Origin of the sequence: Protofrankia sp. CiP1_Cm_nod1 (genome assembly GCF_920888515.1) — a bacterium.
Taxonomy (GTDB): domain Bacteria; phylum Actinomycetota; class Actinomycetes; order Frankiales; family Frankiaceae; genus Protofrankia.
On record NZ_CAKKTM010000021.1, the window covers coordinates 1 to 13677 of the forward strand.

12 protein-coding genes and 1 pseudogene are annotated in these 13677 nt (G+C 71.1%); 4 read left to right on the forward strand and 9 right to left on the reverse strand.

The features are described from left to right. The 4 genes from NBX02_RS01125 to NBX02_RS01140 form a co-directional block, all read right to left on the reverse strand. Positions 1–920 (reverse strand): alpha/beta hydrolase (locus NBX02_RS01125; RefSeq protein WP_250289603.1); only part of this gene is annotated, 920 nt, incomplete at its 3' end. Positions 921–946: 26 nt separating this feature from the next. Continuing rightward, entirely contained in the window at positions 947–1705 is a 759-nt protein-coding gene (locus NBX02_RS01130) for a hypothetical protein (RefSeq protein WP_250283070.1), read from the reverse strand. Between the two features lie 260 nt (positions 1706–1965). Continuing rightward, positions 1966–2823 carry a mechanosensitive ion channel family protein gene (locus NBX02_RS01135; RefSeq protein WP_250283072.1) on the reverse strand — a complete coding sequence of 286 codons (858 nt, stop codon included), beginning with the start codon at positions 2821–2823 and terminating at the stop codon, positions 1966–1968. 442 nt (positions 2824–3265) lie between these two features. Beyond that, a complete protein-coding gene (locus tag NBX02_RS01140; protein ID WP_250283074.1) occupies positions 3266–3970 on the reverse strand; it encodes a hypothetical protein in 705 nt (234 codons plus the stop codon). A 224-nt stretch (positions 3971–4194) separates the two neighbouring features. Between NBX02_RS01140 and NBX02_RS01145 the strand changes: the two genes are divergently transcribed. Further along, positions 4195–4905 carry a UdgX family uracil-DNA binding protein gene (locus NBX02_RS01145; RefSeq protein ID WP_250283076.1) on the forward strand — a complete coding sequence of 237 codons (711 nt, stop codon included), beginning with the start codon at positions 4195–4197 and terminating at the stop codon, positions 4903–4905. 60 nt (positions 4906–4965) lie between these two features. On the opposite strand, the gene NBX02_RS01150 is transcribed toward NBX02_RS01145, so the two are convergent. From NBX02_RS01150 to pdxH, 3 genes are all read right to left on the reverse strand, one after another. Then, on the reverse strand, positions 4966–5931 hold the full coding sequence (locus tag NBX02_RS01150; RefSeq protein WP_445548196.1) for a L,D-transpeptidase family protein: 966 nt from the start codon (positions 5929–5931) through the stop codon (positions 4966–4968). Further along, positions 5928–6629, reverse strand: coding sequence for a hypothetical protein (locus tag NBX02_RS01155; RefSeq protein ID WP_250289605.1), 702 nt, complete (start codon positions 6627–6629; stop codon positions 5928–5930). The genes NBX02_RS01150 and NBX02_RS01155 overlap by 4 nt, the downstream gene beginning before the upstream one ends. A gap of 333 nt (positions 6630–6962) precedes the next feature. Continuing rightward, positions 6963–7781: a pyridoxamine 5'-phosphate oxidase gene (gene pdxH / locus NBX02_RS01160; protein WP_445548197.1), complete on the reverse strand. Its 819-nt coding sequence runs from the start codon at positions 7779–7781 to the stop codon at positions 6963–6965. Positions 7782–8139: 358 nt separating this feature from the next. Between pdxH and NBX02_RS01165 the strand changes: the two genes are divergently transcribed. Beyond that, positions 8140–9234 carry a citrate synthase 2 gene (locus NBX02_RS01165; RefSeq protein WP_250283081.1) on the forward strand — a complete coding sequence of 365 codons (1095 nt, stop codon included), beginning with the start codon at positions 8140–8142 and terminating at the stop codon, positions 9232–9234. Continuing rightward, on the forward strand, positions 9227–10345 hold the full coding sequence (serC, locus tag NBX02_RS01170; protein WP_250283084.1) for a phosphoserine transaminase: 1119 nt from the start codon (positions 9227–9229) through the stop codon (positions 10343–10345). The genes NBX02_RS01165 and serC overlap by 8 nt, the downstream gene beginning before the upstream one ends. A gap of 217 nt (positions 10346–10562) precedes the next feature. On the opposite strand, the gene NBX02_RS01175 is transcribed toward serC, so the two are convergent. Further along, positions 10563–11930 carry a citrate synthase gene (locus NBX02_RS01175; protein WP_250283085.1) on the reverse strand — a complete coding sequence of 456 codons (1368 nt, stop codon included), beginning with the start codon at positions 11928–11930 and terminating at the stop codon, positions 10563–10565. Between the two features lie 579 nt (positions 11931–12509). On the opposite strand from NBX02_RS01175, the gene NBX02_RS01180 reads away from it, so the two are divergent. Next, positions 12510–13379, forward strand: coding sequence for an aldo/keto reductase (locus NBX02_RS01180; protein WP_250283088.1), 870 nt, complete (start codon positions 12510–12512; stop codon positions 13377–13379). 33 nt (positions 13380–13412) lie between these two features. Here the strand turns inward: NBX02_RS01180 and NBX02_RS01185 are convergent. Beyond that, positions 13413–13677: pseudogene (locus NBX02_RS01185) on the reverse strand (hypothetical protein); the annotation flags it as partial.

Genomic DNA, 13677 nt, shown 5'->3' on the forward strand with positions numbered 1-13677 from the left:
GCCCTGTCCTGCGCGAGGCCGACCAGCTGGCCGCCTGCCGCGCTCCCGACGGCGATACCGTCGCCGCCGACCGTGAACGTGTCCCGCGGCAGCGACGGTTCGGGGCAGCCGGCGCTGGCCCGGAAGGGCGACAGGCTCTCCCGCGCCGACCGCAGCGGCGTCCCGAGCGTCTCGGACCAGGCCTCGCCGGCATACGGGACGCGCTCGTCGAGCTGGCCGTGGATGGCCACCACGGTCACCGGTTTCGCCGGCGCGCAGCCGGCCGTCTGCAGGCTGGCCGCGACCACCGCGATCCCGGCGATCTCGCCGGCATGCTCGCAGGCGTAACGGTAGGCGATCATGCCACCGTTGGAGAAACCGACGAGGAACACCCGTTGCCGGTCGATCGGGTAGTGCTGCTCCAGATGCGAGATGAGCGCCCGTAGCCATCCGACGTCGTCGACCTGCTCGGCCGCGGACCGTCCGCAGCAGGTGCCCGCGTTCCAGGAGGTGTTGAGCGCGTCGGGGTAGGCCACGGCGAACCCGGCGCTGCCCGTGAGCGCCTCGAAGCCCCACAGCGACTGGGGCTCCGTGCTGTCGTTGTCCAGGCTGTGCAACGCGATGACGAGCGGGAAGGGCCGGGCGGCCGTGACGGCCGGCAGCGTCAGGCGTAACGGCGTCGTGCGTCCCGACCGTTCGTAGGCGTCCGGCCCGGCTGTCGGGGTGGGCACGATGATCCTGAGGGTGGTCGGGGAGGGGGTCGGCAGGACGCGGTCGTAGAGGGCCGCGCACCCCCCGGCGCACAGGGCCAGCATGGAGATGAACACGACGCAGCAGGCCAGCGGGCTACGGCGCGGCAGGCCGCGGCGGCGGGGCGAGCCATGGCGGCGGCACTGGGACAACGGCGGGCGGGGCGGACGGGAGGGCGGCATCACACCCATTTTGTCCTGTTGGTGACAGAAGCCCGTCACCGGTGCCGGCGTTGACTCCCCCGGATGGCTCGAGTTCCGCGCGTGATGTCCGCTTCGCGGTCCCGGCCGACGAGCGGTATGACTCTCGCGGACGGCAGAGGCGCGGACGGTAATGAAGCGCTGGGACGGGCGGATGGCGCGGCGGACACGGCAGGAGCCGCGGGAGAAGGACGGCCCGTGACGGTCCCGGTCGCTCCGGTGATCCCGGTAGGGGATCCGGGAGGCCCGCTGGCCCCGCCAGCGGGCGCGGTGGCCGCGGGAGTCCCCGGGCGGGCCGAGTCCCTGGGCGGCCGCGCCCCGATGGTGGGTGTGGGCCCGGACACCGTACGACCGAGATCCGTTCTGGATCCGGATGCCGAACGGCCCAGGCCAGCGCCGGAACCGGGCACCGAGCCGGTGTTCGGCGCCGTCCCCGTGACCTGCTCCCGCTCCGGATCCGGACCAGGCTGCCCCGTCCGCACGACGCCCAGGCGTGGGCGTCCCGCCGTGTCCAGGGGAACCTCCCAGTCCACTATGTCCGCCGTGTCCGCCGGGCCGGTGTCCGGCAGGGACTGCAGGACCACGGCGCGGTACTGCACGAACGCCTCTCGCGCGCGGCTTTCCAGGTCGTCGACCAGTCCGAGCTGTTCGCGGACGCGGCGTTCACCGGCCGGCCCGGCCGCGAGCAGGTCCGACAGGCAGCGGTCGACGGCGCGACGGGCCTGTAGCCAGACCAGGAGCAGCCGGGAGCGCTCCAGGTCTGATGGCGTGTCCACCGAGATGTCTCCCTACTTCCCGCGTGCTGCGTGACGTGCCCCGTAGTGACGTGCCCCGTAGTGATGTGCCTGTCGTGACGTGCTCCGTAGGTGGTCCTTGGCTGCCGTTGGTTGCGACTCGCTGTCGTACCAGAGTGCCTTACCCACTCCTGTCGCGCGCGTCAGTTCGTGGAACGGACACGTGTCCGTTGCGTCCGTTCTGGACTGATGTCGCTATTGCGGCGGCCTGTTGGTGTGGCGGCCGTCCCCGTATCGGAAGGTCATGGCTGGCGGGTGGGTTCGGCGTGGCCGCCGGGTTCGCCTGCGTCGTGTTGCGGAGGGAGCGGCTCGCGTGGGGTGCCCGGCCGCCTGCCGGTGCGGCCGGAGGCGACCAGGTCGCTCACGGCGACCAGCATCGGCTCCTCGGCCGCGGAGCGTGCCCGGTTGCCCTGCCATGTCGACCGGGCGCTGGCCAGTTCCTGTCCGCCGCGACGCAGGACCTCCTCCCAGCGCTGTTGCATGGGACGGATGAGCCCGCCGCCCACCCCCACGATCGTCACTCCGGTGACGGTCGCGAGAACAGCGTAGAGCATCGGTGTTGTCACGGATGTGGCAAGGCCGAGCTCGTCCAGGGCGGCCTTGCCAAAGCCGATCATGATGATGGCGGCGCTGATGCCCCCCGCCGTCCCGGCGTAGGGCAGGCCGCTGAGCGCGCTGCCGACATACCTGCGCGCGGTGGACGCCAGGGTGGCTCCGATCACGAGAACGACGCAGGCGAGCACGGTGTGTGCCAGCAGAACGGCAAGGTCGCTGATGAGGCTGCTGACCGGGTTGGCTCCGAACACGCCGAGTGCCAGCTGGAGAAATGCCAGCGCGGCGATGGCGAACGTGATCCGCATGAGGCCGGTGCGCAGGTCGGCTGCGGGGCGGCGGAGCGCACGGGGCAGCCCGCTGCGGTCGAGCAGGTTGTCGGTGCCGGCGCGGACCAGCAGACGGTTGACGGCGCTGACGATGCCACGGGCTGCCAGGCCGCCGGCGAGCACGATGAGCACGAAGGCGCCGATCTTCGGCACGCTCTGGATGACGGATGCCCACGCGTCCCGGACACCCTGGTCCCAGCCGGCAGCCTGCGGTACCAATAGTCCTCCTCCGTCCTAGGGGGCCAGAGGCGGCGTGATCGTGCTCGTCTCCCGCTGCCGTGGCCCGGCTCTCCGGGCCACGCTCAGGGCCGAGGGCGACGCGATCGCGTGTGTTTCCTGCCCGGGGCCGCGCGTTGGAGCGGCGGTCGAACGACGACGTCTGGAGCATGCCGTAGGTCCCCACAGGGGTGGCTGTTGACAGAACACCTCATACATAGCGATCGCACCATGTTGCCACACGATCGCCGAAAGTAGCTTTCGTGTAGTCCGTCCATGGATGCCCGGAGCAAAAGGGACGTCTGGGTGCCGGCGCGGCGGCGACACCCCGAGGCGGGGTGTTCCCCTCGAGGTGGAGCGCTCCGGGGCACAGCGCTCCGGGGTGACGGTAGCCCCGGCCCCCGGCCGCTGCCGACCGGCGGTCCTCTCCTGGCCGACGCGCCGCCTACTGGTTGGCGGTCTTCCGGACGATCTGCTTGGCGACCCGGTTCACGATGGCCTGGTCGGGCGCGTCGAACACCCGGCCGACCAGGAAGGAGCTCTGTACCTGGCCGGCGAAGACGAACATCACGTCGAACGTCATCGGCACCGCCGGCCCGTCGAGGGTCATCGACGCCTTCACCCTGGTCAGCGCGGTGACACCGGCCGGGGGTGTGCGCCTCGTCGTCGACAGGACCGTGAACGTGCTGCCCTCGGGCAGGTCGGCGGCCTCGGTGTACCCGCGTTTGAGCAGGTCGCCGACGCAGGAGGGGAAGGACGGATCGGCCGCTATCCGGACCGCCTCCGTTATCACCTCGGCCGGATAGACCGCCGCTACCGAGCCCATGAAGACCAGGTTGTCGTTCGTGGCGAAGTAGGGCCCCTTGGCCGAGTCCAGCGGCTCGACCCGCGGATCGGCCCCCGGCCTTCCGACGCACGACGCGAAGCCGGTCATCGCGGCCACGGAGAGGGCCCCGCGGTTGTCCAGGGACGTGCTCGCGTTGAAACCGGCGGTTTCCGGCCCCTCGGTCAGCACGTAGTCCCCCGCGTGCAGGTTCGTGCGGGCGGCGGCCGACGCGACCGGGACCGCCGGCTGCCCCGGCGTCGCGCCGCCGGCGGGCTGCCGCGATCCTCCGCAGGAGCCGGCGGCAAGCGCCAGCAGAACAGCCACGAGAGCGACGCCGAGTATCCGGACGCGCGGGCGCCGCCTGGGCCGGGACATCGCCATGAGCGTTAGTACCCCCCTGACTGCGGTGGAGCGTTCGGTGGGTTCCCGATTGGTCCAGTATGCACTGATTGCACGGAGTAATATTGCTGCTACAGCCTTCTGGGGCTGATGTGCCGCCGGGTGGGTGGCGGCACCAGCCCCACCACGGGGGATGTGAGGATGCGACCGTGACGGACGACTCTTTTCCCACTGGCACCACCACGGGTACCGGCACCGGCACCGGCACCGGTGTCCGTGGCGGGGGTGGCGCTCTGCCCTTCGTCCCGCCGGATGCCGGCCTTGCCGGGCTGGCCACGGCCGCCGCGTCCTGCCGGGGCTGTGAGCTGGCGGACCTGCCCGACACCCGGACCGTCTTCGGGGAGGGGAACCCGCGTGCGCGCCTGGTCCTCGTCGGCGAACAGCCCGGTGACGTCGAGGACCGGCGTGGCCGGCCGTTCGTCGGGCCCGCCGGCAAGCTGCTCGACCGGGCGCTCGCGGACGCCGGGATCGACCGGGCCGAGGCGTACGTCACGAACGCGGTCAAGCATTTCAGGTACCGCCGCAACGATGGGCCGCGGCGTATCCACCAGACGCCGGATGCCCGGCAGGTCACGGCCTGCCGGCCGTGGCTCGCGGCCGAGCTGAACCGGATCCGGCCGCGGCTGGTCGTCCTGCTCGGCGCGACCGCGGGGCAGGCGCTGCTCGGGCCGTCGTTCCGGGTGACGAAGATGCGCGGCCGGTTACTGCCCGGGCCGCCGGGGTCGGATGCCCAGCTGATCGCCACGTTGCACCCGAGCGCGGTGCTGCGGGTCGAGCCGGCCACTCGGGACGAGGCCTACGCCGGCTTCGTTAATGATCTTCAGCTCGCTGGGCGCATTCTGGCCGGCATGACGGGCTGACCGCCGGAGACGAAACGCCGGGCGCCCGTGGCTGTACCGACGGGCGTCCGGCGTTGTGGATCAGGTGACGATCTCCACCGGCGTGCCCAGCGGGAGCAGGCGCGCGAGCCGGGTGATGGTCTCGTTGCTCACCCGGATGCAGCCGTGGCTGACATCCTGGCCGAGCAGGTTCGGCTGGTTCGTCCCGTGAATACCGATCACCGGCGCTCGTCCCTCGAAGGAGTCGAGGGTGGTCGAGAAGCCGCTCAGTCCGAACGCGTACGGCCCGTACGCGCCGGCCGGGTTGCGGGGCTGGAGCAGCTCGGTCAGGTAGAACTTCCCGCCCGGGGTCGGGGTGTCACCCGTCCCGACGGCGGTCGGCTCGTCGACGACGACCTGCTGCTTGTCATAGACCCGCAGCCGGTGGTCCTTGCGGGCGACCACCACCCGGTAGCTGGTCTGGCTGGCCTTCACCTGGGCGTCCTTCACCCAGCCGGTGCTGCCGGCGGGCTGGACCGGCAGCAGCACCTGCCACCAGCCGGGGAGCTTCGTCACCACCAGGAAGACCCGCGGGGCGCCCGCCTCGTTCGGGTTGCTCAGCTGGGAGACCACGCTCGCGGCGATCGGCGACTTGTAGATGTCCACCTTCGGGACGACGGCGGTGACGATGGTGGACGTCCCGTCCTGGCTGGCCGAGGCCGCGGCGGCCAGCTCGCTGTGCGCCGCCTGCGGGACGGCCGTGCTCGCCGGCGCTGCCGGCGGTGTGTCCGTGGGCGAGTCCGTCGATCCGCCGCCACAGCCGGTGAAGGCGATCAGCCCGGCGAGGACGAGCGACGGGACTCCCGCGCGCCGCGGGGACAGCCGCCGCGGGGACGGCGTGCTCCTGGCCGTGGCCGCCGCCGGCACGGATGAGGATGAGGATGAGGATGAGGACACGGGCGTGCCTCCGGTGGGCGCGGTACCAGTGGGCATACCGGTGGACGAAACGGCGTGTGCCGCCACCCCAGGGGCGGGGCGACGGCACACGCGCGAACCCAGGATCATCATCCTGTGTAGTAGACCTTGTCCGTGACCACGGGGTTCGCCGGTGTGGAGACCGGTACGGTGCCGCCGGTGTCGACGTCCTGGTCGTGGCCCGAGTCCCCGCCGGGGCAGTTGGCGACACCGATGGCCGGGATCGCCTTGAGCAGGGTGCCCGACAGCAGGTCGAACGGAATGGCCAGGACGGCGTCGAGCACGTGGGTGACGAGAGTGATCACGCCGCCCGGCGGGATCTCGCCGGTGCCACCCTTGCCCTTGGTGTCATACCAGCCGAATCCGAAAGGCTTGCCAGAGGTGTTCTTCAGCTGCCACTTGCCCCCGTCGGGGCCGCAGGAGTGCAGCAGCGCCAGCGGCTGGGCCAGCAGGTTGCCCACTTTGCTCAGGTCGATCAGGCCCTGGATGTCCACCGGCAGGCCGGGAACGAGCGTGAGCAGGTTGTGCAGCGCGTCCGGCGACAGCTGCGTGATATCCGCCGGGAGGTTGGCGGGAAGGTTGGCCGGGAGGTTGGCGGGAAGGTTGGCCGGGAGGTCGGCCGGGAGCTTGGCGGGAAGGTTGGCCGGGAGGTCGGCCGGGAGCTTGGCGGGAAGGTCGGCCGGGAGCCCCGGCTGCGCTGGCGCCTGCTTGACCGCGCTCGCCACGGTCCCCTGGACGGGAGTCGAGGTCTGGTCGTCCGCCAGGGCGGCCGGGGCGGTCAGCCCGATCATCATTGATCCGATTACGCAGGCTAGAGTCAGCCGCGTCCTGCCTAAACGCATTGTGTTTGCCCCCTCAAGGCTTTTGGCATGCCGGAAGCGGGCCTGTGGCCGCTGTCACAGCAGCATGTTGCGAGGGATGCTACCAATGAGCTTCCGCAACTCGCACGCAGAGGTGCCAGTTGTGATCAAAAATGTAACCGCGTGTGGCGGAATTGTGTTTCTGTAGATTATAGGATTCGGCTGGCCTGCTCGATTGACGATTGTGTCATGTTCGCGAAGTGACCTTGTCGCGGCCTGCCGCAAAGGCGCTGCCACGGTAAGAATTCGCTGCTGTGCCGCGTCTCATGGCGACAGGCGCTCGACGATCCAGCGACCGCCCTCGCACGGCCGGCCGTGCCCGCCGGCGCCGCGTTCACCGGCCCGTGGCTCACCGGCCGGGGCCTTGCCGGCGGGAACGTCGACAGGGGTGCCGGCGGGAATATCGTCAGGAGCGCCGTCGGCATCGGTTCGACGGTAGCGCAGCCGGTCGTGCAACCGGTCAGGGCCTCCCTGCCAGAACTCGACCGTTTCCGGGACGAGCCTGATCCCGCCCCAGAACGCCGGCACCGGAACCGGTTCCGGCGCCGGCCAGCGGGCGTCCAGTTCGGCCCAGCGCCGCTCCAGCGGCTCCCGGGAGCCGATCACCTCGGACTGTCGGCTCGCCCACGCCCCGAGCTGCGAGCCGCGCGGCCGGGACCGGAAGTACGCCGCGGTCTCGGCGCGCGGCACCTCCTCGAGCCTGCCGGTGACGACGACCTGCCGTTGCAGGGCGTGCCAGGGAAACACCAGCGAGCCGTACGGGTTCGCGGCGGCATCCCGGGCCTTGCGGGAGCCGAGGTTGGTGAAGAGTGTGAAGCCACGCTCGTCGAACCCCTTGAGCAGGACGGTCCGGGCGCTGGGCCGGCCGCGGGCGTCCGCGGTCGCGAACACCATCGCGTTCGGCTCGGGCAGCGCCGATCCCGCCTCGGCGGCCAGCGCGGACGCCTGCTCGTACCAGCGCGCGAACTGGGCCACCCAGCTGGGGGCAAGATCGGACTCGTACAGCCTTCCCGCGCTGTAACAGCGCCGTTGGGCGGCGGGATCGGGCACCGGCGGCAGGGCGTGGTTCGGGCGGGCGGACACGCCGTCGATCGTGTCACCTTTCCGAGGCCGGCCTCCGTGACGCCGGACGCGGTGACGCCGGACGCGGGCGATCTTCCGAGTCGCAGGTGAGAGTGACCTGCGCCACGTCGGTAGGGCCGTCGTGGCCGGTGAGGCCCGATGCGCCGGGTAAGTTCCGACCGCGTTCACGGTGGGCCACCAGCGGTGTCCTGCTGGGCTATGGCACCGCTTCCGCCGAGAGGGCAGGATGCAGACAGGTAATTCTGCCCGATGATGCAACCAGCTCAGATCAGCTATCGGCTGGCGTTCGGCGTGCCGAGACCCCGCGTCGCCGTCCACGCGAGGCCGGCGGAGACAGGAAGCGGAGCCCCGGACTTCGATGTCTGAGAAGACAAGTGATTTCAAGCCCGGCCTCGAGGGCGTGATCGCCTTCGAGACCGAGATCGCCGAGCCGGACAGGGAAGGCAGCGCGCTACGGTATCGCGGCGTCGACATCGAGGATCTTGTTGGCAAGGTCGACTACGGCCACGTGTGGGGGCTGCTCGTCGACTCCTCGTTCGAGCCCGGCCTGCCACCGGCGGAGCCGTTCCCGCTGCCGGTGCACTCCGGCGACATCCGGGTGGACGTGCAGAGCGCGCTGGCGATGCTGGCTCCGCACTGGGGGTTCGGCCAGCTCATCGACATCTCCGACGCCCAGGCGCGCGACGATCTCGCCCGGGCGTCGGTGGTGGCGCTGTCCTTCGTCGCGCAGGCGGCCCGCGGCCTCGGCCAGCCCGCCGTCCCGCAGAAGGATGTCGACCGGGCCCGCACGATCACCGAGCGTTTCATGATCCGCTGGCGGGGTGAGCCGGATCCCAAGCACGTCCAGGCGGTGGACGCCTACTGGGTGTCCGCGGCTGAGCACGGTATGAACGCGTCAACGTTCACGGCGCGGGTGGTGGCCTCCACCGGCGCGGACGCGGCGGCCTCGCTGTCCTCCGCGGTGGGCGCGCTCTCCGGCCCGCTGCACGGCGGCGCCCCGTCCCGGGTGCTGGCGATGCTCGACGAGGTGGAGGCCACCGGCGACCCGGCCGGGTACGTCCGCCGGGCGCTGGACCGCAAGGAGCGGCTGATGGGCTTCGGCCACCGCGTCTACCGTGCGGAGGATCCGCGCGCCCGGGTGCTGCGCCGCACCGCGCGCGATCTCGGCTCGAACCGCTACGAGGCGGCCGAGGCGCTGGAGGCCGCCGCCATCGAGGAGCTCACCAACCGGTACCCCGACCGCCCGCTGCGGACGAACGTCGAGTTCTGGTCCGCGGTCGTGCTCGACTACGCCGGGGTGCCGGCGCACATGTTCACGTCCATGTTCACCTGCGCGCGTACCGCTGGGTGGAGCGCCCACATCCTGGAGCAGAAGCGCACCGGACGCCTCATCCGCCCGTCCGCCCGCTACGTTGGCCCGGCTCCCCGGCCGCTCGGAGATATTCATGCCTGACCAGATCGTCATTCCCGGGCATCTGCGCCCGGTCGACGGGCGCTTCGGCTGCGGACCGTCCAAGGTCCGCCCCGAGGCGGTGGCCCGGCTCGCCGCCACCGGCACCTCACTGCTCGGGACGTCGCACCGGCAGAAGCCCGTGCGCGCCCTGGTCGGGCGGGTCCGCGCCGGGCTGGCCGAGCTGTTCTCGCTGCCCGACGGCTACGAGGTGCTGCTCGGCCTCGGCGGGGCCACCGCCTTCTGGGACGCCGCCGCCTTCAACATCGTCCGGGAACGCTCCCAGCACCTGGTGTTCGGGGAGTTCGGCGGCAAGTTCGCCGACACGACGAAGGGCGCGCCGTTCCTGGCCGAGCCGTCGGTCGTCTTCTCGGCGCCGGGCAGCCACCCCGAGTGGGCGCCCGAGCCGGGTGTCGACGTGTACGCGACGCCGCACAACGAGACGTCCACGGGTGTGGCCAAGCCGGTGCGCCGCCCGGTCGGGGCGGACGCGGGAGCGCTGCACCTGGTCGACGCGACCTCGGGCGCCGGCGGGCTGCCGGTGGACCTGTCACAGGTGGACGCCTACTACTTCGCGCCGCAGAAGAACTTCGCCTCCGACGGCGGCCTGTGGGTGGCGCTGCTCTCCCCGGCCGCGCTGGAGCGGGTGGCCGAGATCGCCGCCTCCGACCGCTGGATCCCGCCGTTCCTGGACCTCACCACCGCCCGGGACAACAGCGCCAAGGACCAGACGTACAACACCCCCGCGGTCGCCACGCTGTTCCTCTTCGCCGACCAGGTCGAGTGGATGCTCGCCAATGGCGGCCTGGACTGGTGCGTGCGCCGCACGGCCGAGTCGTCGTCGATCCTCTACACCTGGGCGGAGAAGGCGAGCTACGCGACGCCGTTCGTCGCCGACCCGGCGCAGCGCTCCCAGGTCGTCGTCACGATCGACTTCGAGGGTGTGGACGCGGTCGCGGTCGCCCGCACCCTGCGGGCCAACGGCATCGTGGACGTGGAGCCGTACCGCAAGCTCGGCCGCAACCAGCTGCGGGTGGCCTGCTTCCCGGCGGTCGAGCCGTCCGACATCCAGGCGCTCACCGGCGCCGTCGACTACGTGGCCGAACGTCTGTAGGCCGCGGGACCTGCTTTTTCCACCAGCTTTTCCACCGGATTTTCCGGCGCACCACCCCTCGCCGCTTCATCCGTGTCATCCGTGTCATCCGTGTCATCCGGACTGTCGGCACCGTCCGGTTCCGGTGTCGTGCCGGCGCTGGTCCTGGAGTGTTCCGCGGAACACTCCAGGACCAGTACTCGTCGCGCTTCCCACGGGACCGGGGGTATAGCGGTTTCTAGCGGCGCGGACGGGCCGGGGCGGCCTGGGCCGCCAGCGCCGCGATCGAGTCGGCGGTACCGGCGAAGTCGGGCGAGCGGTCCTCGATCGGCGTGTACGGACGCTCCTCGTAGCCGACGTAGAGCTGGCGCGGCCGGGCGATCTTCTGCTCCGGGTCGAGCAGGCCCTCCTCCCACTGGGCGAGCCAGCCAGGCATCCGCCCGACCGCGAACAGCACCGGGAACATCTCCACCGGGAAACCCATCGCCTGGTAGATGATGCCGGTGTAGAAGTCGACGTTCGGGTAGAGCTTCCGCTTGATGAAGTACTCGTCCTCGAGCGCGACCCGCTCCAGTTCCAGGGCCAGGTCGAGCAGCGGGTTCGTCCCGGTGACCTTGAACACCTCGTCGGCTATCTGCCGGATCACCCGGGCCCTCGGGTCGTAGTTCTTGTACACCCGGTGCCCGAATCCCATCAGCTTCTTCTTGCCGCTCTTGACCTGCTCGATGAAGGCCGGGATGTTCTCCACCGACCCGATTTCGGTGAGCATCCGCAGCACCTGCTCGTTGGCGCCGCCGTGCAGCGGGCCGTACAGCGCGGAAATAGCCGCGGCGGCCGCCGAGAAGGGGTCGGCCTGGGAGCTGCCGACGGCCCGCATCGCGTTCGTCGAACAGTTCTGCTCATGGTCGGCGTGCAGAATGAACAGGACGTCGAGGGCGTGCTCGAGAATCGGGTCCGGCTCGTACTTGAGCTCGGTGGCCTTCCACATCATGTTCAGGAAGTTGCCGGCATAGGACAGGTCGTTGTCCGGGTAGACGTACGGCAGTCCGATCGAGTGCCGGTAGGAGAAGGCCGCCAGCGTCGTGATCTTCGCGATGAGCCGGACGATCTGTAGCCGGCGCAGCCCGGGATCGGTTATCTCCTTGGCGGCCGGGTAGAAGGTCGACAGCGCGCCGACGCTCGACAGCAGGATGCCCATCGGGTGCGCGTCGTGGTAGAAGCCGTCGATGAACTTCTTGATCGATTCGTGGACGAGCGTGTGGTGCGTGATCTCGCTTTCCCACACCGCCAGCTCCGAGGACGTGGGCAGCTCCCCGGCGAGCAGCAGGTAGGCGACCTCCAGGAAGCTGCTCTTGTCGGCCAGCTCCGTGATCGGAAAGCCGCGGTAGCGCAGGATGCCGGCGTCACCGTCAATGAAGGTGATCGAGCTGCGGCAGCTCGCCGTGTTCGTGAAAGCTGGGTCGTAGGTCAGCAGGCCGAAGTCGGTCTCGTCGAACTTTATCGCGCGCAGGGCGTTGGCCCGGATCGCGCCGTTCTCGATCGGGATCTCATAGGTCCGGCCGGTGCGGTTGTCGGTGACGGTCAAAGTGCTGGCCTGCTCGGTCACGCCGGGCTCCTCTCGCTGTGGCGATCACGTCGGTGTGGCTCATGCCGGGGCCGCGGCGTCGGGGTGTGGACCGCTCGGGCCGGTTCGGCGGTAGACAACGGTTGTTCCCAAGTCTCGCGGTTGTGGCCTGCACACGCCCGTGATCGGTGTCTTCCGCCCGACGTGTCCTACGCCACCCGTTACGCGTGGTTCGGCGCGGCTGTCGAATCTTTTTCCCGCCGGCATGGCCGGCCGGGATTCGGGGCCGTCCGTGGCGGGCGCTTCCGGACGGCCCCGCGGGGCTTCGGGACGGTTCCGCGGGGCTTCGGGACGGTTCCGCGGAAGGGCCCGCCGGTGTCTTCCGGGCGCCGCTTACGGTGTCCGGGCGTTCGGGATCGGCCTTCCGGGCGCCGTAAGCGGTGCCCGGCGTTCGGTCGGCATAGTGGGTCGCGGGCCGTCCAGGTGGGCCGGTCGCCGCTGACGGGAGATTGTTCTGTGATCCACGCGCATCTTGGCCGTACCGGAGTGCGGGTGTCCCGGCTGTGTCTGGACGTGATGAATGCCGGACCATCGGTGGGCACGGATGCCCCCGGCGCAGTCATGGACCGGGCACTGGACGCCGGTATCACTTTTTTCAGCACCTTCCTCGACACCGCGGACGCCCATGGGTGGTCCGCCCATGCCACCGGGCGCACCGACGCGGGCGCTGCCGAGCACGCTGTCGGCGACTGGCTGTGGAGGAGCCGTGGGCGCCGGGACCAGGTCGTGCTGGCGACCGGGCTGCCCGGGGGTGACGGGAAGCTGTCCGGGCCCGAGATCCGGCGGCGTTGCGAGGAGTCGTTGCGCCGGCTGCGCACCGACCATATCGATCTTCTCCAGGTGCCCGCGCTGGCCCGGGACACCCCGTGGGAGGAGATCTGGCAGGCCACGGGCATGCTGGCCACCCAGGGGAAGATCGTCTATGTCGGTTCGTCCGGCCTGGCAGGCTGGGAGATCGCGGCGGGCAACGAGGCCGCGATGCGGCGGCGGTCCCTCGGCCTTGTCAGCGACCGGTGCGGCTACAGCGTGCTGGAGCGCGCGGCCGAGACAGAGGTACTGCCGGTCTGCCAGTCCTACGGTGTGGGCGTGATCGGGCACAGCCCGCTGCTGGACGCGCTGCTCGACAGCGTTTCAGCGCACGCGCCGGCACAGGTGCCGGATCAGCGGCGGGCGGCACAGCGGCTGGAGCGGCACCGGCCGCGGTTCGAGGCGTTCGTGGCCCTGTGCGGGTCGTTCGGCGAACGGCCCGCGGACGTGGCGCTCGCCTGGCTGCTCGCCCAGCCGGGGCTGACCGCGGCGACCATCCGCCCCCGCGGCGTCGACGAGCTGACCGCGGCGCTGCGGGCACTGGAGATCGCTCTCGGTGAACGGGAACTGGACGCACTGGACGGGATCGCTCCCGGGCCGGCCGTCGCCGTGGCCGAAACATGATCGTGCCGCCGGCCGCTCAGCCCACCGGGTGGGTCAGCCCGCCAGCGGCCAGGTGGCCGTCGTCGCGTACGGGGGGCCGGGCGGCGATCCGCTACTCATGAGGGCGAACCCGGTCGCCGTCCACGGCCGGGCGCTGACCCCGGCGAGGCTGTCGGCCAGCACCGCCAGATCCGGTTGACCGGCCGGTGCCGGCGTGCCGGCGTACCGGCCCCGCCGGTGCGGAGAGGGCCGGTGCGGGGAGGGCCGGTGGGTCGCGAGCGTGAGGTGCCCCCGCCACTCGCGGGGGTCCAGGCCGTCC